Source organism: Streptomyces sp. NPDC050617, assembly GCF_040654795.1.
GTDB lineage: Bacteria > Actinomycetota > Actinomycetes > Streptomycetales > Streptomycetaceae > Streptomyces.
This window is the reverse complement of the sequence record NZ_JBFAIS010000049.1, coordinates 1-24,394: the sequence shown is the minus strand read 5'-3', so window position 1 is coordinate 24,394 and position 24,394 is coordinate 1. Positions and strand designations below refer to the sequence as shown.

General features: G+C 64.6%; 17 protein-coding genes and 3 pseudogenes. 8 read left to right on the top strand and 12 right to left on the bottom strand.

What is annotated here, in order from left to right; genetic code table 11:
- Positions 1–386: 386 nt before the first annotated feature.
- Positions 387–2,318, top strand: coding sequence for a RiPP maturation radical SAM C-methyltransferase (locus AB0I49_RS36890; protein WP_363231597.1), 1,932 nt, complete (start codon positions 387–389; stop codon positions 2,316–2,318).
- Positions 2,319–2,783: 465 nt separating this feature from the next.
- On the opposite strand, the gene AB0I49_RS36885 is transcribed toward AB0I49_RS36890, so the two are convergent.
- The 9 genes from AB0I49_RS36885 to AB0I49_RS36845 all read right to left on the bottom strand — a co-directional run bounded on the left by AB0I49_RS36885 (position 2,784) and on the right by AB0I49_RS36845 (position 12,302).
- A complete protein-coding gene (locus tag AB0I49_RS36885; protein WP_363231596.1) occupies positions 2,784–4,226 on the bottom strand; it encodes an NF041680 family putative transposase in 1,443 nt (480 codons plus the stop codon).
- Positions 4,227–4,375: 149 nt separating this feature from the next.
- Positions 4,376–5,160, bottom strand: a protein-coding gene (locus AB0I49_RS36880) for an IS5 family transposase (protein ID WP_363231606.1) whose coding sequence is annotated in 2 segments (ribosomal slippage) — positions 4,376–4,834 and positions 4,837–5,160 — 783 coding nt in all. Because the reading frame shifts where the segments join, the coding sequence is not laid out codon by codon here.
- Between the two features lie 456 nt (positions 5,161–5,616).
- The gene (locus AB0I49_RS36875; protein ID WP_363231595.1) at positions 5,617–5,868 is read right to left on the bottom strand and encodes a hypothetical protein; all 252 of its coding nucleotides are present in this window, start codon (positions 5,866–5,868) and stop codon (positions 5,617–5,619) included.
- 176 nt (positions 5,869–6,044) lie between these two features.
- On the bottom strand, positions 6,045–7,256 hold the full coding sequence (locus AB0I49_RS36870) for a hypothetical protein (RefSeq protein ID WP_363231594.1): 1,212 nt from the start codon (positions 7,254–7,256) through the stop codon (positions 6,045–6,047).
- Between the two features lie 75 nt (positions 7,257–7,331).
- On the bottom strand, positions 7,332–8,174 hold the full coding sequence (locus AB0I49_RS36865; RefSeq protein ID WP_363231593.1) for an endonuclease/exonuclease/phosphatase family protein: 843 nt from the start codon (positions 8,172–8,174) through the stop codon (positions 7,332–7,334).
- Positions 8,171–8,548 (bottom strand): hypothetical protein, encoded by a 378-nt coding sequence (locus tag AB0I49_RS36860; RefSeq protein ID WP_363231592.1) that lies wholly within the window; start codon positions 8,546–8,548, stop codon positions 8,171–8,173. Before AB0I49_RS36860 ends, AB0I49_RS36865 begins: the two co-directional genes overlap by 4 nt.
- A 22-nt stretch (positions 8,549–8,570) precedes the next feature.
- Positions 8,571–9,308 (bottom strand): hypothetical protein, encoded by a 738-nt coding sequence (locus AB0I49_RS36855; RefSeq protein WP_363231591.1) that lies wholly within the window; start codon positions 9,306–9,308, stop codon positions 8,571–8,573.
- 495 nt (positions 9,309–9,803) lie between these two features.
- Positions 9,804–11,078, bottom strand: a complete 1,275-nt coding sequence (locus tag AB0I49_RS36850) for a condensation domain-containing protein (RefSeq protein ID WP_363231590.1) — start codon at positions 11,076–11,078, stop codon at positions 9,804–9,806.
- A gap of 27 nt (positions 11,079–11,105) precedes the next feature.
- Positions 11,106–12,302 (bottom strand): hypothetical protein, encoded by a 1,197-nt coding sequence (locus AB0I49_RS36845; RefSeq protein WP_363231589.1) that lies wholly within the window; start codon positions 12,300–12,302, stop codon positions 11,106–11,108.
- 315 nt (positions 12,303–12,617) lie between these two features.
- Between AB0I49_RS36845 and AB0I49_RS36840 the strand changes: the two genes are divergently transcribed.
- The 5 genes and pseudogenes from AB0I49_RS36840 to AB0I49_RS36820 all read left to right on the top strand — a co-directional run bounded on the left by AB0I49_RS36840 (position 12,618) and on the right by AB0I49_RS36820 (position 18,310).
- A complete protein-coding gene (locus AB0I49_RS36840) occupies positions 12,618–15,611 on the top strand; it encodes an AMP-binding protein (RefSeq protein WP_363231588.1) in 2,994 nt (997 codons plus the stop codon).
- Positions 15,612–15,628: 17 nt separating this feature from the next.
- A complete protein-coding gene (locus AB0I49_RS36835; RefSeq protein WP_363231587.1) occupies positions 15,629–15,934 on the top strand; it encodes a phosphopantetheine-binding protein in 306 nt (101 codons plus the stop codon).
- Positions 15,935–15,950: 16 nt separating this feature from the next.
- Complete coding sequence (locus AB0I49_RS36830; RefSeq protein ID WP_363231586.1) at positions 15,951–16,664, top strand: alpha/beta fold hydrolase; 714 nt, start codon at positions 15,951–15,953, stop codon at positions 16,662–16,664.
- A 192-nt stretch (positions 16,665–16,856) separates the two neighbouring features.
- A pseudogene (locus tag AB0I49_RS36825) lies at positions 16,857–17,264 on the top strand (flavin reductase family protein).
- Entirely contained in the window at positions 17,261–18,310 is a 1,050-nt protein-coding gene (locus AB0I49_RS36820; RefSeq protein ID WP_363231585.1) for an LLM class flavin-dependent oxidoreductase, read from the top strand. The pseudogene AB0I49_RS36825 and the gene AB0I49_RS36820 overlap by 4 nt, the downstream one beginning before the upstream one ends.
- Positions 18,311–18,810: 500 nt before the next feature.
- Here the strand turns inward: AB0I49_RS36820 and AB0I49_RS36815 are convergent, their stop codons facing one another.
- The 3 genes and pseudogenes from AB0I49_RS36815 to AB0I49_RS36805 all read right to left on the bottom strand — a co-directional run.
- The gene (locus AB0I49_RS36815; RefSeq protein ID WP_363231584.1) at positions 18,811–20,619 is read right to left on the bottom strand and encodes an amino acid adenylation domain-containing protein; all 1,809 of its coding nucleotides are present in this window, start codon (positions 20,617–20,619) and stop codon (positions 18,811–18,813) included.
- Positions 20,616–21,395: a thioesterase domain-containing protein gene (locus tag AB0I49_RS36810; protein ID WP_363231583.1), complete on the bottom strand. Its 780-nt coding sequence runs from the start codon at positions 21,393–21,395 to the stop codon at positions 20,616–20,618. Before AB0I49_RS36810 ends, AB0I49_RS36815 begins: the two co-directional genes overlap by 4 nt.
- A pseudogene (locus tag AB0I49_RS36805) lies at positions 21,392–21,610 on the bottom strand (M18 family aminopeptidase); the annotation flags it as partial. The pseudogene AB0I49_RS36805 and the gene AB0I49_RS36810, both read right to left, overlap by 4 nt.
- Before the next feature lie 1,213 nt (positions 21,611–22,823).
- On the opposite strand from AB0I49_RS36805, the gene AB0I49_RS36800 reads away from it, so the two are divergent.
- Positions 22,824–23,867 carry a zinc-dependent alcohol dehydrogenase family protein gene (locus AB0I49_RS36800; RefSeq protein WP_363231582.1) on the top strand — a complete coding sequence of 348 codons (1,044 nt, stop codon included), beginning with the start codon at positions 22,824–22,826 and terminating at the stop codon, positions 23,865–23,867.
- Between the two features lie 165 nt (positions 23,868–24,032).
- Positions 24,033–24,300: pseudogene (locus AB0I49_RS36795) on the top strand (hypothetical protein); the annotation flags it as partial.
- Positions 24,301–24,394: the final 94 nt, after the last annotated feature.

The following is a 24,394-nucleotide window of genomic DNA, read 5'->3' as shown; positions in this document are numbered from 1 at the left end:
TACGTCGCCGAACAAGCCTTCGCCCTGCTCCACCAGATCAAACGCCTCGCAGTCCGCTGGGAACGCCACACCGAACCCCACGACGCCTTCGTCTGCCCCACCTGCAGCCTCATCTGCCACCGACGCCTCAAGAAGATCCGACCAGGATGGTGTTGCGAGCTCTAAGGGCTGGCGGCCGGGACCTGTCCTATGTCAGGAGTCGTTTGCCAGCGGCTCAGCTAACGTACACGCACGCCTGCTGCACAGGGTGGCATTGCCCTTCTGTGTCGTGTTCGACACCTTCGCCTCATGCAGATCTCACGGAGGTCGTGGCGAAGAATTGGCCCAATCCTGTCGGTGGCAGCGCCGACTGAGGCCCACCTGCTAATGAACCAAAAGGAGCTTCGATGCTGCGCCTAGCGCTGGTGAACATGCCCTTCGCCGCCTGGAACCGCCCTTCCTTCGCACTGGGCCAGCTCGCGACCGTCATACGACGTGAACTGGGTTCCGATGTCTCGGTTGATGTGAACAACTTGAATTTGGACTTCGCAGAATATCTTGGTATGCCAGCCTACGAAGCGATCACGGAGAAGCTGGAACACCTACACACTGGCATTGGTGACTGGCTGTTCAGGGAGATCGCCTTCCCGGAAGCCGACGACAATTCAGACAAGTACTTCCGCCGATTCTATCGGGGCGACGTGTGGGCCGAGTTCCGCGATCTCATTCGCGAACGACGGGAAGGGCTGCGTGAAATGTGTCTCGACCTGATCGATCGTCACCGGCTAGACGAAGCCGACGTGGTGGGCTTCACCTCGATGTTCGCTCAGACCGGGGCAAATATCGCGATGGCGCAGCTAATTAAAGAACGCAATCCCGGCGTCGTCACCATCATGGGTGGTGCAAACTGTGAGGTGCCGATGGGGGCGGTCCTCGCAGAAAGGGTGGCTGCACTCGACTACATCTTCTCCGGTCCGTCGCTCGACACGCTCGTATCCTTCATAAAGTACCGGGTGGACGACCGGCTGGCCGAAGCCGATGGGATTCCGGGAATACTGTCCCAGCGTAATTGCCGGGAACCACGCTTCCGCAAGGCCATCGGTGCCGATCACGACATCGATGATGTTCTGTTGCCGGACTACGAAAGTTTCTTCGCCGCGCTGGCAGAGCACCCGAGGCTTACTGAGACGAACACGACCGGACCGACTCTTTTCTTCGAAACATCCCGCGGCTGCTGGTGGGGAGAGCGTTCGCATTGCACGTTCTGCGGACTCAACGGGCAGAGCATGAACTACCGCTCCATGGATCCAAAAAAGGCCGTGGAACAGTTCAACTGGCTTTTCGGCTTCGCACCCAAATCCTCCACATTCTACTGCACGGACAACGTCCTGCCGCGTAGTTACCCCCGTGAAGTCCTTTCCCGACTCAGCACGCCTCCGGATGTTTCCATTTACTACGAGGTCAAGCTGCCGCTGAGTCGTAGCGACTTGGCGACCATGGCCACGGCCGGCGTCAACATTGTCCAGCCGGGCATCGAAGCTCTGTCCACCTCGACTCTGAAGCTGATGGGCAAGGGCACCACCGTCTTCCAGAACCTTCAGTTCCTCAAGAATTGCTTGGAGTACGGCATCGAGCCGGATTGGAACCTGTTGATCGGTTTCCCGGGCGAGCCCGCTTCGGTCTATGAGAAGTACCGGAAGGACCTGCCGCTGCTCAGCCACCTGCCACCGCCGCACGGCGTGTATCTGGTGCGCTTCGACCGGTTCAGCCCCTATTTCAACCGCCGTGAGGAGTACGGCCTGGACCTACATCCGATGGATCACTACGGGCTCATCTACCCGTTTAGTGACGAGGACCTCGCAGACTTGGCCTACTTCTTCGCCGACCACAGCTTGTCCCCGTACCAGATCCACTCTGCAGAGCATCACGACGCCCTGCGGGACCTGGTAACGCAATGGCGGGAGGCATGGGAGGAGCACGGCGGACGGACGGCCCCCCGTGAACTGCAGCTGGTCGAGGGCGGGCCAGGTGGTTGGATGATCCGCGACTCCCGGTCCGGCACGCTGTTCACGCACCAGGTCGACGCCGCGACGCGTGACCTGTTGCGTCGGTTGACATCGCCGGTCCGCCGGGACCAATTGCTCAAGGGATGGTCCGGCGGGCCGGACGATCTCGACCGTCGGCTGGTCTGGCTGCGCGAGCAAGGGATGCTGTTCATGGAGGGCGACCGGATGCTCGGGCTTGTCCTAGGTGAGTTCGAGCCGGGCGAGGAGTCCGGTCCCGAGCCAGCGGCCGAGCTTCGACAGTTGCCACTGACGGTCATCCAACGCCCGAACTAGCCGTAGCCGCACGGACGATCCTGGCGATCGGCTAGGCACGGGACGTCTGCCAGAGCAGGTGTTCCAACCCACCAGACGGGAGATGGCTGCGGGTAAACAAGCGCACGGAGCTCCTGAAACCACGGTTGATCTGGCCGACAACTCATCCACCAGGAACTCCGATCATCCGTGAGGCCCGTCCAACTCCGAGTCGCCTGGACAGGTTGGAAAGCGCTCATGGTGACCGTCGCGGTAGGACCGAACCCTGCGATATCTACAAGGTGGCAGTCTGAGCATCGACGGGAGCGAGCGCATCCGGCTCAAGGCCGCAAATTGATGCACCGCTGGCCGGGACAACACTGTGGTCGCGAAGCAGCTACGGATCAGCGTGCGCTCGGCGCATCGGTGGCGCGAGAGCCTGGCAGGTCGATGGGCTCTGCGCTCGAGGGGCCTGGCGTACTTCTCTGTTCTAAGCTTGTTCTTTATCTACCAAGGTCTTCCGGGCTTGCCGATAGCTTTGAGGTTCTCGGGGCGTTTGACGGTCTTGCCGACGTCGTAGCGGGGTGCCCGGTGTTTGTTCTTGGCGCCGGGTGGCCGTCCGGGGCCGGCGCCTCGGGGTTTGGGAACACGGGCCGGGCAGGCGAGGTGAGCGCGGATGTTCCTGAACCCCCGGCGGACCCGGGCCGGGGTGAGCCGGTCGGGTGTGGTGGGTTTCTCCCAGGGGCGGCGGAGGTCAGCGGCCAGCGGCCGGGCAAGTCGGAGCTGGGTGTGAGCGACGATCAGGATCCAGGTCCAGCGGTCCGCGGCCTCGGGAGTACGAAATTTCGGGGTGGTCCATCCGAGTGTCTGCTTCGCGAAGCGGAAGGTGTGCTCCAGATCGAAGCGGCGGAGGAAAGCCTGCCAGAAGCGGTCGACATCGTCCGGGGTGGCGCCGGTCTTGGAGGACCATAACCACACCGGCGGAGCATCCCGTTCCTTTGAGAGGTGCTCGACCTTCAACCGGATCAACGTTCCTTCCACCAAGGGCAGTTCGCCGTCGTGGTCGAGCCATGAGGAGCGGTGGGTGAGCCGGGGGTGGACCCGGTCCCATGCCTGGGTTTCGGCCTTGCCGTAGTTGGTGGTGTCGGTGACTGTGGTGATCGCGGGTTCGGGCCAGGTCTCCGGCTTGGTGAAGCGGAATTCCGGTCCGTGTTTGGGCGGCCGGCCGTTGACGCCGTGCATCCGCGGTGGCTTCGGCAGGCGCATAACGCGGTCGGAGCGGACCCGGCCGACCAGCTCGACGGGCAGATCGCGCAGGACCCAGGCCAGGCGGGTGACGTCGTAGCCGGCATCGCTGACGATGACGATGGCCGGGTCCCCGGCCTGCCACTGCCCTGCGGCGATGAGTCGTTCAACGACGCCTCGCAGCTGGCCGGCGGTGACCGCGGTCGCGTCGTCGACCGGGCCGAGCCGGACCGTGTCCAGGATCGCGGTCCAGGACGTGGCGCCCGGCTCCAGCACGGCGACGAGGGAATAGGGCCAGCCCGGGATGAACTGCGATGCCGTCTTCGCGCGGCCGTAGACGTGGCAGAACAGCCGCTCCGCTGAGCACGGCGCGTCCGAGCGGAGCCACGGCGGCACATCGACCGCCAGGACCAGACGCCCGCCCTCGAAACGCGGAAGCGACAGCCCGGCCAGCACCGTCCGCAGACGGGTGACGTCGATGCGGCCGTGGTTCAGGCCGCCGTACATCGCTCCGTGCCCACGACGATGCTCGGGCAGCAGCGTCAAGTCCACCGGGGACTTCACCGCACCGTCCGCACACAGCACCGTATCCACCAACTCGAACAGTTCGTCGCGCCGAGAGGTCAGACACTCGTAGAACTCGCCCCGGAAGCGTGACGCTTCCGCGAACGCTTCCTTCCAGACAGCATCAGGCAGCAGACTCACCTCACGGCCTTCGTTGTGGTCACGTGCACCTTGGTCGGAGCACATGATCAGACGAAGGCCGCCCCCGCGTCCGGCGAACCTCCAGGTGAGCGACCCAGTTCGAGACACCGTTCGAGGCCGGAAGAAAAAGAACAAGCTAAGACGTCATTTCATTTGGCGTTGCGGCGGTGACATATGAGGGTTGCTGTGATAGCGGTGAAGGCGAGGAAGTGCTCGGGGTTGCGTTCGTAGCGGCGGTGGAGGCGTCGGCACCCTGACAGCCAGGACAGTGTTCGTTCCACGACCCAACGGTGCCGGCCCAGGCGCTGGGAGGAGTCGGTGCCTCTGCGTGCGATTCGGTGGCTGATTTGCCATAGGGACAGCCAGCGTCGCAGGTGGGGGTAGTCGTAGCCCTTGTCGCCATGGAGTTTGGCGGGCCGTCGGCGTCGGGGGCCGCGGCGGGAACGGATGGGCGGGATGCCGCGCACCAGCGGAATGAGGGCCTGGCTGTCGTGGAGGTTGGCCGCGGAGACGCCGAGCGAGAGGGGCAGGCCGTTGCGGTCGACGATGAGGTGGATTTTCGATCCCTTCTTGCCGCGGTCGGTCGGATTCGGTCCCGTCAGCCGCCCCCTTTGAGGGCGCGGACGCTGACCGAGTCGATCGCACACCGCGACCAGTCCAGCTCACCTCGGGCGCCGAGCTCTTCGAGGACCAGGCGATGGAGCTTGGCCCACACCCTCGCCTCGGTCCACTCGGTGAAGCGGCGGAACGCAGTCATTCCCGAAGGCCCGAAGCCTGGGGGCAGTTGGTTCCATGTGCACCCCGAGGTGGCCACGAAGATGATCGCGGCCAGCACCTCCCTGTCGCCGTGCCGCCGCCGGCCGCCGCCCTGCGGGCGTTGCGGAGCTGGTGGGACCACCCGCTCGAACAACTCCCACAGGCCGTCCGGCGCCATCCGCTCAACAAGCGATGCAGTCACCGTTCCAGACTGCCGCAAGATCACACCAAACGAAATGACGTCTAAATGAGCGGCTGTTCGCCGTGCTCAAGCAGGAGTTGGCCATGGGGCCGGCTACGCACAGTGGAAAAGACCACACCTGGACTGTGGGCGCTGATCGGGCGCCGCTTCCACAAGCGCATCACGCTGTCCGCTATCGCATCGATGCTGCGGCTGCACGGACGGGGTATCAGGTCCCTGCCCGGCGGGCGCTGGAACGCCATGGGGTGAAGGCCGACGGGCGGGTAGCGAACACGTAGCCGCAGGTGGAAGGACCGCGGTGGCGCTCGGGAGCCGGATCGCCTTGGAAAACGAAGACGGATTCTCGATAGTCTCAGTCGAGATTTCCTTGACGAGGTGACGCGCGGAAGAACCCAGCCTGTAATGCTTCCCGTTCCAGGTCCATAGTTGGTCTCAGCGGTACCGTGCGACACCCCTGTCGGGACATTTGGTGGTCATAGACTTGGCCGTGCGGCGACTGTTCTGCAGGCGTCCAGACGGTTCTGTCATCGGTGGTACAAGGTCGTCCTCGCCGGTGCTGACGATGATGCCCTCCAGAGGACTGTCGGCAGCGGTAACAGTCGCCGCGAAGTTCCCTGCCGGCGTCAGGACAATCATGTCGCCCGGCGCCAGGACGGTGAAGAAGTCCACGACTTCGTCAGGCAAGGACCTCATTGTCGACCTGCCGCGCGGTGGACGCTGCACGCTTGTCGGCCCTTGATCCCCCGGGGCCCCGTGAAGAATGCTGCGCGTATCCCATCCGGTCTACCCACTGCGGCTGGCCGGTCGTCCTACGTTGTAGGCCGAGGACGCAGAAAAAAAGACCAACATCGGGGAAGCGCCTATTCCGTGCCAACGAAGAAGTAGGGGCTCTCGAATGTCTGCCGCGCCCGGGCGCGGATTCTGGCCGCACGATCAACCTCACCATTCCGAGCCGCCGCGAAGGCGTCAGCGATGAGGGCCATGGACGCCTCGGAGGCGCCTTCGAACGTCACCTCGGCGCTGCCCAGTCGGAAGATGGGGCCGGCGAAACCCGGCATGTCAGTCTGGACGTTGACCCGGACCCCAGCCTGAGCTAGTGCCTCGGAAAGTTTGTTCGTCGCCGCCTGGCCCCCGACATCAACCCAGAGCTGATGGTTGTCGGTGAACCCGTCCGCGCAGCGCGCGACTTCGAAGTCCCGCGCCGCCAGCTCAGCACCAAGCCGCCGGGCATTGATAACCACCTGCCGTGCGTAAGTCGTTCCGAAGTACTGGAACTCGCGCGCCGCCAGGCCCAGTGCCAGGGTCGCGGCGAAGTGATGACTACTCAGCAAGACGTACTGCGCGTCCTTGATCAGCTCACGCACCCGCGGTAGCCGGGTGAGCAGAACACCCTTGTGCGGCCCGGGAAAGGTCTTATGCGTAGAGCCACCGAAGGAGGTCGCGCCGAGATCAAGAGGGTTGGGCACCTGACCGCCTAGAATGAGGCCCAAGGTATGACTGGCGTCAACGTGCAACAAGGTGTGCGGGCTGTGCTCGGCCAGGCAGGCGGCAACCGGGACGACGTCCAGCAGGTGCAGGCTGTTTTGCAGGTCAAGGTAGACCAGGGATACGTCCTGTGTGGACAGGATCTTTTTCAGTCCATCGACGTCCACGATACCCGCTTCAACCGCGACCGTGGCCGGTACAAAGCCGAAACGCTTAATCACCGCCACGGTGGCATAGTGGCCTCCGCTCGCGGGGTCAACACAGACTACCGTGCGGCCAGTCTCGCCCCCCATGCCCGAGATCGAGATGATCATCGCGCTCAGCCCCGAGACGGGGCGGAGATTCACGAACGGTGCATCGGACAGCATGCTCAAGCTGCTGTACGCCACATCCGTTTCGATGTCCGCGATACTTTCCCCGCCCCGGAACTGCCAAAAGTCCGGGGCGTGGTTTTCGTTGAAGAAGTACCGGTTATAGAAATCAAGCTGCAACGGCAACTGCGCCAACGGGGAAAGGCGGTTTTCGCTTGGGACCAGACTCAGCGCCTCCTTGCCGTTGTGATGGCCATCCCGAAGTCGACGGGCCAACCCCAATAGCTCACGCTCGTGCTTATCTCGTACAGCCGCGCTGGACGCGACTCCATTACTCTCTGTCACAGTACCTCACATATCAGAGTGACCCAGTCGGGTGCCGGATGGGCAGTCAGCAACCGGGACGGAATGCTCGACTAGGAATCTAACCTGCCGGTAGGCGTGATCGGATTCGGTGGCGATCACTACAGCCGACAGCAGAGACATCCCAGGCCCGTAGAGGACGTAATCCCGTTTGGCTCCCCTAACCGCTGTGCCGCTCGGAAATGCGTTCAGGTATTTGTCTCGCCCGAGAGCCGCGCTAAGTACGTCCTCGATCGGGGCATGGTTCAGGTCGACGGCAACCAGCGCTGGACCGGAATCCCGCAAAGTCATCATGTCTCGGGCCAGCATGGACCAGCCCTCAGCGAATTCCGTATCCGTGGCGCACGCGCCGAAGTGCCGCAGTGGAAAGCAATGGCCGTTGATCAGCCCGATCTCATGCCTCCCTAGGCCGATCCGGGTGATCAGGTAGCCCTTGTCATCCAGCGTCCATGGCTGTCCGTTGGGGCCTGTTCCGGTCCGACCGGGATTGGGGAACTGCCGGTAAACCGTACTCGTGATCGGGAACCGAGACAGGACCGCCAGTGCGAAATTGGCGTCTTTGGCCAAGTGCGAGACGCTGGTACGGAACAACTCCACATGCGGATAACCAGCTTGTCGCGCCAAGTAGTGCGGCTGACTCTCCCGAAACCCGAAGTAGTCGTGCGCCTCCTGAAGGCAGACCACATCCGGCGCCTGCTGCCGGAGGACCGAGGCGTAATATTCAGGCGAGGGCGTTCCATCGCGCTGATGAGATGCCCCGACAATCCCACCTCCGATGTTCCAGGTCGCCAGGTCCACAATTGCCGAGTCGGGGGGGAGTGAGGATTTCACGAGCGGGCAGTGTCCGGAATCTGACTCCTATCCAGAAACCTGACGTGCTGTTCCTTCGCTTCGTCGAACGCCGGTGAGACCGTGAGCAACATCTCCAGGGCGCCCAAATAGTAGACGCGCGTCATCGGTGGAACGACGACCAGATCCCTGGCTTTCACCGACACGGCGTCATCATTGAGGTAGAAGGTGCCGCAGCCACTGATGACATAATATATATAGCTGCTCTCCGAGTTGTAGAACTCCTGAAAGTGGCCTTCCGAAACGCTGACGTGGGCGACGGTCACGAGCGGGTCCACCTGCCCGTACACGGTGAGATTGACGCCGTGTTTGGCGAAGTGGGCGGCGGCATCCACCGGATACTTGTGCTGGGTCATGTCTCCGTGCACCTGACCCGTTTCACAACCAGCGGTGGAGCTGCCCCAGCTCCCCGCGCAGTTGGTTGACGGACGGCCGTTCGACGTAGATCCCCTTGCCTCCGTCACCCTTTTCACTGACAGGGCTCGTGCGATAGACATTCGTCGTATCCTTGACCGTTGGCCCCTGGAGCACCACCGTGGCCGTGGGCCCGTCATTGGAACGCGCGATGCTGTGAAGCACTCGGTGGTCGAGGTGGTAGACCGTGCCGGCTTGAACATTGATTTCGCAGACTTTGGCGAGCTGTTCGCTCCCCAGGGCCTCCAGCGAGAAGTGCTGGTCCACTCGGACCGGGGTGTACCGGTAGTGATGGTAGTCGTCGCCGGGAGCGATCATGTACTCGCGGGCGTTGTACTCGCCGAGCAGCAGGGCTGTTGTGAAGTCCCAACGATGCGAGTGGATGTCCTCCCTCGGCAGGAGATCCGCCTCCGACCGCGGGTGCCACACGTGCAAACGAAGTTTCCAGGCGTTCTCATCGCCCATTGCCAGAACGATTTTGAGGAAGCTGTTCGCGTGATAGTACGACCGTGCCGCGATCTCGCCGAGCTGACGGTCGTCCGACAAAATCCCGTCCAACAGGTGTCGCATCTCGTCATGCCTGCTGAGCTGGCGGACCACCGCCTCGCCCCGAGCGGAGAGCGAGTCGTCGCCCAGCGGTCCATTTGTCGCCAAGTGATCGCGCATCTCCGGTAGCAGTGTTTTCGCGAGAGACCTTGCCATGAGTCAGATCCTTCGTATGAGGTCGGCTCTCCAGTCGCTGGGAACGTCTTCCCTGCCAGAGACCGCAGAACGGAACGCAGGTGGAATTGGTCGGACGGCTTGTCGGGGGCGGCTCAGCCAGGGGTGCGAAATAGTGTTTCTCAGTGAGTGATTCGAGCTGTCAAGTCGGGGCAGCTCGGTGGCCGACCGAAACTGGATCCTAGCGACCGAACGGCGGCCCGCGTACTGACATCGGCTAGTACGGCAACCGCCAAACGATGGCTGGTCAGGGAGTAGTTGCGCGCCAGGCGGTTGCGTTTACGGAGCCAGCGGGGACCTGCCTGGTTACGGGTCGCCAGTGAAGCTCTTGTGAGCACTCAGCGGTCCGGGTTGGGGGGAGGATCCCGGGTGATTCAAGATCAGCCAGGCGATCGCTGGTTGAGGGACCGTGCAGCAATCCATCGCCTTCTTCCAGGTAAGTCTGGGCCAATTCATACTGACATGGCTTCTCGATCATTATCGCGCCGTCGATAGCACGAAGTTCTCAGCGGTCTGAAGTATCGTTTGGATCAGCTCACCAGGAAAATATCTCTGGTTGTAGCAGGCGATGATCTGTGGGGTCGTTCCACCGAGTTGCCACTCGATCTGGATGGTCTGAGGCCAAGTCATCTGGCCTGGCACATACATGAAAACGGTCTCCGCCGTGATTCCGGTCAGCAGCGACTCCCCGAAAGAAGTCGTTCGCTGGTTGCCGAAGCCCACCTGCACCCCGGCTTCCCGGTCGATATGCGCCAGGTTTTCGTTCCAGAGCTGTCCGACGGACCAGAGCGGAAGGCTGTACTCAAACACATCGAGCGAATGGCTGAATACTTCGTGAACCGTTTCCTCTGGATGACGCGACCGTGTCGTCAGGTGCAGGGGGAGTTTCTGAACGAACAGGCCGGCGATGTCGGACGTGCCGGGCAGCACACGGCCGTGATAATTGGTGCTGGCCCCCACGGTCGAGGTGCCGGTGGCCTCCTGTACGCCCGCCAGCACAGCGGCGGCCGCGGTCGCGAACGGGGTCGCCCGGGCCCGTCTGGCGAGATCGAGGAATCTCACCTCAGCGTCCTTCGGCAATTCGTGCTGCACCAAGGTGCTGCTGGGTTCGCCTTGCGGTTCGCAGTCGATCGGAAAGGGCGGAGGAAACATTCCGAACCGCTCGGCCTGGGCCTGCCAAAAGGCCCGACGTTTCTCACCCCAGGCACCGGACAGTTTGCGGCGCTCGAGCACGGCGAAGTCGTGATACGCGTTCTGCTCGACCTTCCGGTCAAGGCTCGCCCCTCGGGCAGCGCGATCGTAGAGCTCGGCGAAGTCCCTCATCAGGAGGTTCCACGTCACGAAATCGACGATGACATGGTCCAGCGCTATCGCGAAGAGGTGCCGGTATTCATCGCGCTGAACAATCGCGATCCGCGACAACCCGAGACCGGCGAGGTCGAAGGGAGGCTCGACGAACCGGCGAATTGTGTTGAGTGCCTCCGCATCCGAGTCGGCGGCATAAAACTCCAACTCACCCAACATGTCGTCGTATGTGCAGGCTTCGTCCGACGAGAGGTAGGTCCGGCGTAGAATGTCGTTACGCAGGCAGACTCCGCGCCACGCCTCACGAACGGCGGCGATGTCCAACTTGCCGGTGAGCCAGACCACGCTATAGACAATGTTGTGCCACCCCGCGAACTCGCCTGTCAATCGAGCCATCTCGGCGAGCGATGTCGGCCCCCGTGTGATATCAGCCCGGCCCGCAGTCATTTACTTCGCCCTCCATGAATCACGTTGTCAGGGTCGCCGCTCAGGAGAACTCGACAACATTTCGCCCAGCCGACTGTGCCAGCGGGCACCCAGGTCCTGGACCTCATAGCCGACCCCCTCGTTCACCATCAATTCGAGACCAATCTCGTGATTTCGGACCGTCGCGACAGCGCTGAACGCCTGAATGGGCTGGTTTCGGCCGTCACGCGCCGCGACCTCGACCGCCTCAACCCCGGCTACGCAGGCGCTGTCCTCGGCCGCGGTCGCGTAGGCGAGCATCCCAGAGACCGAGCCGGAGAAGGCGGATCCCAGACCGGCAACCGCGGCGAAGGGCATATCCGCGTGATCAATCTCCAGATACCAGTCGCCGAGGAAGTCAGCCATCGTCCCGTGCGGTCCGGTCCGGTCGAGCGAGACGACCGTGTTCAGGAAACACCCGCTGACGTCGGAGGATGCCGCACTCCGGTGTCCCCAGGGATAGGCGATGACAGTAGCCTCGGCCGCCGTGACATCGCGCAGGGCGCGGTGGATCGAGAAGAGGACATACGGAAAGCATGAGCCACGTAAGGCGGTCGGGCGGGCGACGCCCGGAAGGTCGACGAGGGCGACGCGTTCCGGGGCAGCCGTCGAGGCAGTCCCCGACGTAAGCTCGCCGGGCAAGTGCTTCAAACGGTCTGTCCAGAAGGCAATTCCGCGTTCGTCGGCGGTGGCGGCCTTCTCGAACTCGGCACGGTCCCGGATAGCGGCTTCGAAACGCTCCCTGACGCCGTCCGCGGCCGGCTCCGGGGCAGCCAACTGCTGGACCATCGTTGCCTGCGACTCACCGTCGACCAGAGCGTGGTCGAAAAGCATCAGCAAATAGTCGGCCTCGTGAGTGCGAACGAGACGTGCCGCTAGCGCGGCGCCGTTCAAGTCGTTCTCGAATTCATCGATGACCGCTAGACGAAGTCGAGCGACGGCCGCTTCGTCCTCCACTCGCACTTCAGCGAAGTCGTAGGCGTCCGAAGACCGTTCCTGGTACGCCTCGCCTCGCGAAATCCCCAGGCGATAGGACAGGGTGGGATTTCGCAGCATGATTGAGCGTAGGACCAGATTGAGATCGTCCGCCGACAACACAGCGGGCGGCAGACGGAAGAGACGGTTTGTGGTGACTCGCCGACCCGTGCGTTCCGCCATGAGCAGGAAGCCGAGTTGTGTGCTAAGCAACGGTAGCCTGCCCGCCATGCCTCGCCTTCCGTGACGACCGGACCCACATCAAGTACTCCACTCACCATAGCGAAGTAGGGGCTGCCGGAGTCCTTACAGATCGCAGGAGCGGAGCCAACCCGTTATCTGCTATCTATCAGGAACGATGCGAGGAGCAGCCAACTTGGACGCGGGAGGTCGGTCAAGCGATGGCTGGTGCTCGTCCCGCTATATTGATACTCGAATCGAGGCAATGCACCATGTGCTACTCGACGCACTTCGGCTGAAACCGGACGACGGAGACGAAAAGCAAGCCAACGAAATCTGTTCCGACTTTGACGAAGGAAGCCGACCGTGTCGATCCATGTGCTTCTGCATGACCTCGCTCAGGAGGACCCTGCCCGTCTCGCGCTGATCCACGGAGATGAGATCATCAGTCGGGGGGAGCTCGATGCCTGGTCCGACGCGGTCGCCCGGTGGCTGGCCGCAGAGGGAGTTCGAGCCGGCAGCATCGTCCCTCTTCAGATGGAGACGTCACCGGCGCTGATCGCCGCGGCCCTCGGAGTGCTGAAGCTAGGCGCCGCGTACGCGGTCATGGACCCGGAGTGGAACGCACGGCGCCTTCGACGGATAGACGAGATTCTCGGCGGCACACTCGCGGTCGCTGCCCCGGGCCGGTCTCGCGGCTTCTTCCGGCGGGAGATTGAGCTGCCCAGGTTGGACCCATTCGTCGGCCAGACCTGGGAACCGGTCCGCGTCGACGGCTCCGACGCCGCGACACTCTTCTTCACGTCAGGCAGCACTGGCGAGCCGAAAGCCGTGCTCTCGACGCACGACGCGATCCTGCGGCTATTCACCGAAGAAGGCATCCCGTTCATGGATGACGCGACGGTCATGCCGCACCTGGGCTCCTCGGCGTGGGACACGTTTGCGCTCGAAGTGTGGGGCCCTCTCCTGCGTGGCGGCGTATGCATACTACGGCAGCAGCGGGCGATCGCGCCCGACGAGCTGCGTAGTGAGATCTCGGTCCACGGCATGAACAGCGCCTTCTTCACCGCCTCGCTGTTCAACGTGCTGGTCGACGCGGACGTGTCCGCGTTCGAAGGCATGCGTCTCGTCATCGCCGGAGGCGAAGTGCTTTCGCCCCGGCACGTCGCGCGCTTCCTGGCCGCCCACCCGGACATCGCCTTCTTCAACGGCTACGGCCCAGTCGAGTCGACCGTCTTCGCCCTGATGCACCGTGTGGCACCCGCCGATACACGCGACGCCATCCCCCTAGGCCGACCGATACCCCGCACTGGGGTGCACGTGCTGGACGGCGAGCGGGAGTGTGACCCCGACGAAATCGGGGAGCTGTGTATCTCCGGCGACGGGGTGTCTCCCGGATATCTTGGCGAAGAGGCCCTGACTGCGGCTAAGTTCACTTCGGTTCTGATAGGTGGCCGCCGTCTGCGGGTGTACCGCACCGGGGACTACGGCAGTAGGAACCCCAGCGGAGTGTTCACGTTCACGGGGCGTCGCGATCGCGAGCTAAAGATCCGTGGCCACCGGATCGACGCGGGCCAGATCGAGCGGACGGCATGTACTTTCGAAGGCGTCGCGCAGTGCGCGGCGCTCCCATTGCTCGGCCTCTCCGGCCAGCCGGAGTCCCTGGCTCTAGCCGTGCTCCCGGCTGGTGATCACTTGGATGTGAAGAGCCTCAGGAGCACGCTGGTGGCTGGCCTGCCGCCAAACTGGGCTCCGGCGGTGATCGTCCAGCTTGATGCCCTGCCGCTGACGAGCAACGGGAAGCTCGACACGGTCGCGCTGCACTCCGCAGTCGTGGAGTTGACCGCAGCCCGGGCGCAGGACGATTCCAGTGATCCGATCGATGTGGCCTTCAGCCGGATATTCGGCGGCGAACCGGTGGATCCCGACGCCTCGTTGTTCGACCAGGGCGGCACGTCACTGAGCGTGATTCATCTCTGCGCGGTCCTGAGCCAGATGACCGGTCTCAGTATTCCCGCATCAGTCGTTCGCGGCCACCCATCGCCCAACGCCATGCGGGCTTGGATCACCAGGCGGTCCGCGGAAATGAACGCCATCGAGAGCACGGCAGACGCGGCCGCGCCGGCCCCGCTGAACGAGATGCAGTCCGGATTCCTCCTGCAGCACCTCGACGGCGACGACACACAGAACCACCTCCTCTTCGCCTGGCACATCGCCGGCGCTCTCAACACGGACTCTCTCGTTGAGGCACTGCACGATGTCCACCGCCGTCATCGGTTCCTCCAGGGCCGCTACGCCTTTGGGGACCGGGCCACCTGGAATCCCACCGACCGCCCGGTCATGGTCGAGCACATCGAGGCCCCGGACGAGGCATCAGCCCAGCGGCAGGTGAAGGCCGCCCTCAGCCGAAATTTTTCCCTGTTCGACGGGGAGGTCTGGCGCGCGGTGCTCTGCCAGCTCGACGAATCCGGGCAATGGGTCTTCGGCGTGTCCGTTCACCACATCGCGTTCGACGGATGGTCCAAACGGATCTTCGTGGAGGATGTGGCCGAGGCATATCGCGCGCGGTGTGAGGGACGTGATGCCCTGTTCGCGCGTTCAGTCGCAGCGCCGTCGGAGATCTACGCGGAAACACAGCGGATCCGGAGCCTGGCGGATCTTGCGGTGCAACGGGAGTACTGGGCGAAGGAACTGGCTGGGCTCCAGGTGGGCCCGGCGCCTTGGGTCACGCCGACGGAGGGCACAGAGGGCGGCGTGGCAACGATCGATGTTCCCCTGGCGCCGGAACAAGCCGATTTCTTGGGCCGGCGCTCCACCGGGGGTGGCCTCCTTCCGCCACTCATCGCCGCGCTGGGCGAAACACTGATCGACGTCACCGGCACCGAGGACCTCACCATCGGCGTTCCGGTGTCCCAGCGTTCTACCCTGACTCTGCAGGACACCATCACGTGCCTGATCGACACGATATGCGTCCGGCTGCGGACCCGCGTCACTGACGACAGCACAGTTCTCGCTGCTCTGCGCAACAACGACCTGTCCATCGCGGAGGTGGCCCGGTTCGCCGGGGCGGCGGGTCGGCAGCTCTATCAGGTCATCGGCGCGGTCCAGGACTCGCCGAGCGCTGAGCTCCAACTCGACGACTGCACGGTGCGCCCGATCGAGCTGCCGTGTCTACGCCTTCACGTTCCGCTGTCGGTCGAATTGCTCGCGGACGATGGCTTCGCGTCGACGGTGCGGGTCAGCTACGAGACCGGGTTGGTGACCGAAAGCACGGCTCGGAAGGTTAGCGCGGGTCTGGTCGCCCGGCTCACGGACGATCGCGGCAGCGTTCGCAGAGGTGAGCGGCGGCAACTGGTGTAGCACTTCACCTGAACGACATGAGCCCCGCCGTGAACGGCGAATTGGACAACGATATACAAGAGGGGCCGCTAACCATGAAAATTGAGTACCGGAACGTCTCGGACCGCACCGCCGCGCTCACCGGGATTTGGTGCGAAGTGCTTGAGGAGGAGGACCTCGACGAGACGTCGAATCTCTTCGAGAACGGGGCCACCTCTCTGCACGTCCTCAAAATTGTCGGCCGGGTCTACGACGTTCTCGGTGTGGACATCCGCCCGCGCGAGGTTTTCACACACGCCTCGCCCAAGCTCCTATCGGCATACATCGAGGGCTCTCAAGCCTGACGAGAAGGGGTCGAACATGAAGCCCTACCTAGTCTGTCTCCCGTTCGCCGGAGGCGGCGCCAGTTTCTACCGGACCTGGCAGAAGCAGTATCGCAAGCAACCGGACAGCCTGGTCATCCTGCCACTCCAGCTCCCCGGCCGAGAGGAACTGTTCCTCGAGGAGCCTTTCCGTGACCTGTCCAAGGCGGCCGACGCACTAGCGCCACAGGTGATCGAGCAAACCGGTGGGCATCCAGTGGTGCTCTTCGGGCACTGCCTGGGCGCGACGCTCGCTTACGAGGTCGCTTGCCGCCTACGAAACGTCCCCGCCGTCGACCTGTGCCACTTGATTGTGAGCGGCTCACCGGGACCGTGGAGCGACCGGAGCCAACTGGCGATCGGCCTCGCCGACGATGAACTCGTCGACAGTGTGCAGGAACTCACTGGCTACCAGCATGAGGCGCTAGCCAATCCCGACCTGCTCGAACTGCTTCTGGTGGCGCTGCGCGCCGATATCGAGATGCACGCGAACTATCGGCCGGAGTCGGTCAAACCTTTGCGCATCCCCATCACCGCACTGCGCGGGAAAGACGACCACCTAGTCAGTGCGTCCCAGGCCGCCGGGTGGAGGAAGGCCACGACGGGCGACTTCCGTCTCCGTGAGTCACCCGGCGGTCACATGTACCTGGTCGAGTCGCCTGAGCAGGTGATGACCACCGCGACGGCGGCCCTGGCCGAACCGGTCTCCTGAATCGGACCCGGCCTCTCCGGCCACGACGATCGTCGTCCCGCGAGTCCGGCCGAAAGGGCAGCATGTCGAGAGAACAGGTGAATCACCCGCTTGAGTGGGGGCTGGGCGATCCAGCCCGAGCCGGCGAAGTCAGCTCTGTTCCCATCGACCTCTCCAGCCTGACCACGCCCGACGTCGGTCGACCACTCGGGATTGCCCGTCTCCTCGTTCACGTCAGTGTCCCTAGATCCACCGCTGGTGCTCTTCTGCATCGCGGCCACCAACCGCACCTGACCACGGATGCGTACCGGCGAGCGCATCTGCATCAACACCCACGGTGAGGATCAACAGGACGTATCGGCCCGGCTGTCGAGCAGTGGCACGGACAAGTTCGACGACGACGCCTGGACGCTCTCGGCCGATGGGAATTCCGTGCCGCACAGTGTGCTGACCTGGCTGGAGTGCACAGTGACGGACGGACACCGGGCCGGGGACTACTACATCGTTGTCTCCAGAGTCGACCGGGCGGCATCAGCCGCGGACGGGGCTCCGCTCGTTCGCAACCGTGGGCGCTACGTATGCCTGGTGGCCCCTGATACACACAAGGAGGTTTGCCCATGACGGCCGACAGCCGGCCCATCGAGGTCGAAGTAAACATCGGCGCGGGTTCCGTGGCGGAAGCGGTCGCAGCAGCCGAGCGGGCGGAGTTACACGGCGCCGCTCAGATCGGGGTGTGGGACTCGCCGGCCGGTGTTCCGGACTGCTGGACAACGCTCGGCGCGCTGTCGCAGCGCGTCTCGACGGTACCGATCGGGGTGGCGGTCACCAATCCGGTCACTCGGCACCCGGTAGTGACCGCGAGAGCAATCGCCAGCCTCGCCGAAACAGCTCAAGGTGGAGTGTTCCTCGGTATGGGCACGGGTGACAGCGGAGTGTACAACCTGGGGCGGCGCGCAGCGACGTTGCAGCACCTCAGGGAGTACGTGATGTGTGTCCGGGCACTCCTTCAAGACGGCCGTGCCCGCTGGCAGGAGACGGATCTGAGATTGAAGTGGGGCCTGGGCGTGCACGTGCCCGTCTATCTGGCGGCTCACGGGCTGCGATCGCTCGAACTGGCTGCGGAGACGGCGGACGGGATCTTCATCGGTCTCGGACACAGCGAGGACGTCGTCCGTGAAGTGCTCAGTGTGGTGCGGCGAGGAGCTGAGCGGGCGAACCGGGACCCCGAGGGCATCGACCTCGTCTGGACCGCTGGCGCCATCAGCATCAACGATGACTCGGATCACGCGGTGACCGACGCCGGTTGGCTCGTAGCCTCGCTCTCACATCATTTCGCTAGATTCAATAGTTCTTCGAAGCTAATTCCGGCCGAATTCCAGGAGGGAGTGAGAAGGCTCGGCGAACTGTATGACCTCTCACAGCACGGACACCAGCCGGCTATGCGAAGGCAGGAGTACATCGAGGCCGCGATGGACCTTGGAGTCTGGGAGTACCTGAGCGACCGATTCCTCATCGCCGGCACCGAGGCGGAGGTGCGGTCCAGGATCGAAATCCTGCGATCCCGGGGGGTTCGCAAGTTCGAGATCGGATTGTCTGTCGGAGGTTCAGAAGCTGTGGCGTCGGCTCTCGACCTGGTGCGGCGGATCAACGAATCGGACCATTCCTGAATGGGCCCCGTCCAACGGGCGGAGACGGCGAGTGACGGAGCTTCTTCAAAGTGGCCACCGGTCGGATGACGCCGCGACGGAGATCGCGCCGGATGAGCTGCGAGGACTGGGCGATCCGCGCTCCGTTGGGCCAGTGCCCACGGGTCCGGCGGCGGCCGCGTGCGTAATCTGCACGTCGGGCTCGACCAGCCGTCCGATCCGGACCACGGACGCGCGATCTGGAGCCGTGCACAACCTGACCGCGGCCCGGACACACGGCATTTCCGCCACCGTGGCCGCTGACGACATCAAATGCTGGGCGGACAAGGTGTATCAGGGCGCAGCCCCTACTGTCCGCGTGCCATTTGGGGCAAGAACCCGCACGGCTGGCGTCAGCATCACAACCGCGACCAGGCCAAGATCCGCAGCCTTGGCGAACGTTCCATGATTCGCAGACCAGCAACGGTTCACACCTCAGGGTTCACCAAAACTTTCCACATCCGGCTGTATCAAGTGCCAACTCAGCTGGGACCTCGGAGCTTTAGAAGCGCTTCAGTGAAGGTCCGCAGCGTGGGGTTCTGGAGCAGCACCGCCAGCGGGACTCGCGCCGCCAAGCGCGCCTGCAGATGTTCAGCGGTCTGCACGACTCTGAAGGAGTCGCCCCCGAGGTCGAAGAAGTCGTCATCCGGGGCGATCGAGTCAACCCCGAGCACGTTCCGCCACACTTCACTCACCACCGCAGGCAGGTCCAGAGCATCGGCGCTCACCCCTGTCACGAGTGCGGGTGCGGCGGCGGTCGCCCGCCTTTCCAACGCGGTCCGGTCCAGTTTCCCGTTGGCGGTCAACGGCATCGCCTCGAGTACCTCGACCGTGCGCGGAATCATGTGCTGCGGGAGCCGCACGCGCAGACTCTCGCGCACGCGGTGCACCAGGTCCGGATCCTCTCCCGCGCCTGCCTCCCGCACAATGAACGCCGCCAACGCCTTGCGTTCGCTGGCCCCGTGGGCGACCACGGCCGCTTGCCTGACCTCGGGGTGCAGCAGAGCAGTTACCTCGATCTCCCCCGGCTCGATCCGGATGCCGCGGATCTTCACCTGCCGGTCGACCCGGCCGAGGTACTCGAGGGCCCCGCCGGGTCCGGCGACCCGGACGAGGTCGCCGGAGCGGTACATCCGGCCGTGCGGTGTGCTGACGAAGCGTTCGGCCGTGAGGTCTTGCTGCCCGAGATAGCCGAGGGCGAGTCCGGCACCTCCGATGTACAGCTCGCCGGGCTCGCCGGCCGGCACCGGGTTACCCTCGGCGTCGCAGACCTGCAGGTACGTCTCCTGGACCGCGTTGCCTATCAGCACGGTCTTCGGATCCGGGTCGCGTGGGCACAGCCAGGCCGTGCAGTACATGGTGCACTCGCTGGGTCCGTACAGGTTCGTCAGGGTCGCGGCCGAGCGGGCGTGGAACCGGGTCACGAGTTCCGGTGGGAGGGGCTCTCCGCCGGTGAAAACCTGCCGAAGGCCGTCATAGCGCTCGATGGACGGGCGGGCGCGCAGGAAGAGGTCGAGCAAGGAGACCACACAGTACATAGTGGTGACGGCGTGGTTCCTCAGCAGGGCGGCCAGATGGTCGGCGTCGCGCTGCCGATCCGGTTCAGTGAGGACGACTGCGGCGCCCGCAAGTAGCGGCCAGTAGATCTCGCTGAGGTGCATGTCGAAACTGCAGGCCGTGTGGTGGACCATACGGTCGCGCTCGTCCAGGGGGTTCGTGGCCTGCAGTGCGTGCAGGCGGGAGACCAGAGCGCGATGACTGATCAACGATGCCTTCGGCGCACCGGTGGAACCCGAGGTGTAGATGAGCGTCACGGGGTCGTCGGGTGAGCAGTGCGTCGGCGGGGCGGGGGCATGGGACGCGCACTCCTGCGGGGTGAGCACCGCCACGCCTTCGAGGGCCGAAAAGCGTTCCCTGAGGTGTGGGTTAGTGAGGACGACCTTCGGCGCGCAGTCCCGTACGGTGGCGAGGATCCGCGACTGCGGGTCCTTCGGGTCGAGCGACGCGTGCGCTCCCCCAGCGAACGCGACGCCCAGGACCGCCACCACGAAGTCCACGGACCGCTCGTGATGCACGACGACACGGTCGCCAGGCCCCACCCCGTGCGCGCGCAGGGCCCCGGCGATACGCAGCACTCGCTCCCTCAACTCGCCCGTGGTGAGCAACTGTTCGCCCGCGATGAGTGCGGTCAGGCCAGGCGTCCGGTCCCAGCGCTCGAGCAGCAGAGCGTCTACCCGATGGAGTGCTTCGCCGCCCTGATGTACGGCGGACGGGTGGTGTGCTTCATTCACGAACGGGCCGCCTCTCGCTGCGTTGGAGTGAAGTGGTCCAGGTTTCCCGCGAGGACGTCCACGAGGAGCGCCGGGCTCTCCGTGAAGAGCATGTGGCCCCCGGGCACCCGCACCGTGCGGCTGTGCTCTGCGAACAGCTCCCAGCTCTCGGTCCGTTCCTCGGGGCAGTGGGGGTCCTCGTCCCCGAACACAGTGAGCAGGGGGCACGCGAGCTGCGGGGTGGGGGCCGTCGCGTACTCCTCCACGGCCCGCATGTCACCGACGATCGGCGGTAGCAGCAGCTCCAGCAGCTCCTCGTTCGCTGCGAGCGAGTCGGGCACACCGCCGTACTCCCTTAGAAGGGACAGGATTTGAGCGGGATCGTCGGTATCGCGCAGCCGCGGCCGATCAGGGTCGGGAGCCCGGTCGATCGCCCACTGGGACACCGCCGCGAACCCGGCGACCATGCCGTCACCCTCGCGCTGCAGGGTCCGTACAGCCTCCAGGGCGAGGATCGCTCCCGAGCAGACCCCGACGACGAGCAGCGGCGCGGTGCCGGGCAGGGCGCGCATGGTCGCGGTGACGTCAGCGACCAGGTCTGCCAGGTCGTCAGCGCGCTCGCGTACACGGGATTCGCGGCCGGGTAGCCGCGCCGTCGCCACCAGCCAGTCGGCGGGGGCGTGCGCGGCGAAGCGGGTGCCGCTCGCCGCACCCGCACCCGCGTGCGGTACGAGCAGCACCCGCAGCGCGGCCTGCTTCGATGCGGCGCCCTTGAGCGTGAAGGTCTTGGCGCTCACACCCTCACCCGGCCGTCACAAACGCGCCCAGCGCGCGCCAGATGGCCCGAATCACGGGCGCCGACAAGTTCGCGGGCCGAATGCATGGGTAGACCCGGCACTCCGACGTCAACCGCCGTGACGCCCAGGCGGGCAGCGGTGAGCGGGCCGGCGGCCATGCCGCACGACATGGCCTTGTTCCACACGAGCCGCTGCGAGGGCACCCCGGCCCGTTCGTGGGTGGAGAAGAACGCCGCGTGGCCGGCAACCAGGACGCGGCACCAATGCTCTTTCATGACCCCCCTTGCCTAACCAAAGTTTTTTACACACTAAATGGACTGCACTGACCTGCGCAACAAGATCGCAGGTGATTCAGTCGCTCTCAAAGAAAATGATCCGATGGCGACATCGCAGCTCCGGAGCGGAATTCCCAGCGTCAGTCACGGGACGAGGAACCTCACCCCGCAGAACGGTCTCTCTGGGCGTTTTGTGCACTCTCTAACAATTTGCCTCGCGGGGGAGGTGAGCTCCCAGAGGTCCTCTGCCGACTGAGCTCAGGACTGCACTACTCAGGTCGCCTCTCAAGGCGACCATTTGCCCTGCTGCCACGCCTGTCGGCGGCCTCCCTCTCTCCGACCCGAGCCCCAACTGCCGGATGCATCCTGCGTCTCTCCGCGCAGCGACCTCCTGACCTGCTCAGCGATGCACCGCCGAGAGGGATGATGCGCGTGAAGCCCTTGCTGGACCAACAGCGTTCAACGAAGGGGCGGTTGAGCTGTCAGTGGCGCGCGGCACGAGATGACCTCTCGGATCGCAGCCGATTCTCCAGTCGGTATACTTTCACATACCTCCACGACACCGTCCTTCCGGCATCGCCATACGGTCACACAGCGGACCAAACCGTCGCCGGTGAGCGAGAACGCGACCGCAGTCTCGAACTTCTCGGTTCCTCACGGGTAGCAAGCCTCGTCGGGAACCGCGTCCGCCCAGATGTCCGCGTACTGAGTTCTGTGGCCCGGCAAGATTTTCGTGAAGCGGGTGTGCCACCGTGCGCCGACGGCGCTCTGCCACGGGTGGCGGCAGTATCGACGAGTTCCATGACGCCGAAAGAACGTGGGCATACTGGATGTGGTGCGGGAGGAGCGAGTGTAGTGGATGGGTGGCGTGGTCCAAGTCACGCCACGTACTTGCGAGTTTAGGGTGACGTGAGTCGCCGACCCATCATCGTGCCGGTCGATGGTTGGATCGCCGAGAAAGGCAACTTCGACGAGCTCGCTTCAGATGGTCGCCTGTTCCCGGAACTCCTGGCCCTGTCAAAAGACAGGTGACGTAGGCTACTAGTCAGGGGCACAATCGACGCGCAGAAGGCGTCGGCACAACATACGGAGATTCGCGGCCGCCTGACTTTCCGCGCCCGCAGCACCCTGTAGAGCAGAAGGAAAAACCGCCATGCGCGCCACCACCATCCACGCCCCCTACGACATGCGTGTGGAGGTGGTGCCTGACCCCCGGATCCAGAAGCCCACCGATGCCGTGGTCCGTGTGCTGCGGGCCTGCATCTGCGGCAGCGACCTGTGGGCGTACCGCGGCGAGGCGGTACGACAGAAGGGGCAACGCATCGGGCACGAGTTCCTCGGCATAGTCGAGGAGACCGGGGCCGACGTGCAAGGGATCAAGGTCGGGGATCTGGTCGTCGCCCCCTTCATGTGGTCCGACGGCGTCTGCGACTACTGCACCGAGGGGCTGACCACGTCCTGTGACCACGGCGATTTCTGGGGAGCGGTCGGACACGACGGCGGCCAAGGCGATGCTGTGCGCGTGCCGCACGCCGACGGCACTCTGGTGCGGCTGCCCGCCGACGTCGCCTCCGACGACCACCTGCTCACCGCACTCCTCACCCTCTCGGATGTGCTGGGCACCGGGCACCACGCTGTGCTCGGCGCCGGCGTACGCGAGGGCTCCACCGTCGCCGTGGTCGGTGACGGCGCCGTCGGTCTGTGCGCGGTGCTCGCCGCCAAGCGGCTCGGCGCCGAGCGGATCATCGCGCTCGGCCGTCACCAAGTGCGTACGGACATCGCGAAGCGCTTCGGCGCCACCGACGTGGTCGCAGAGCGCGGCGAGGAGGCTGTGGAGGCAGTACGGGCACTGACCAAGGGGCAGGGCACGCGCTGTGTCGTGGAGGCAGTGGGCACCGAGCAGTCGATGAGCACGGCCGTGAACATCACCCGCGACGGCGGCGCGATCGGTTTCGTCGGCGTTCCGCACGGCAGCGACATGGGTCTCGACCTCGGCGTGATGTTCTACCGCAACATCGCCCTGCGCGGCGGCGTTGCCCCTGTCCGCAAGTACATTCCGGAGCTGCTCCCGGACGTCCTTGACGGCACCATCGACCCGTCCCCGGTCTTCGACATGACCGTCGGCCTCAACGAGGTCCCGGACGGCTACAAGGCGATGGACACGCGTACGGCGTTGAAGGTGCTGGTCAAGCCGTAGGCGCTCAGGCCCTGAGCGGCCGGTCGTAGCCGATGTGCCCCTTCCCCGGGCATGGCTACCCTGGTGGACACGGATGCCCGCAGCCCCTGCGACGGCGAGACCGCGTAGGAGCTCCGACTGCCAAGCCATCCACCCGGGAACGAGACCGACTTGAACGTCATCTTGATGTCCGACCTCAGCGTGGCCGCCCTTCCTGCGACGGATTGCGGCGAGCACTGGACCCGGTGCCATCGCGCACCTGTGGCGAGGCGTCCTAGACGCCTCCTGGCCGTACAGTCACGCCTGCCGGCCGGGCTGCGACTGCTGTACGTCGAGGGCTACCGGCCGCCCGCCGCGGTTACGAGCGGACGCCAGCCGCATCATGTCTCCGCCGGAGATCGCGCCGCGCAGCGCCGGCGCCGCCGTGGACCTCACCCTCGTCCGTGCCGACGGCTAGTACTGCAATGGTCTTTGGCCTGATGGTTGGGCAGCTTCTGGTGGTGTGTGGCCGCGTTGTTTGTAGTGGCTGAGGCGGGCTTGGTGTTGTC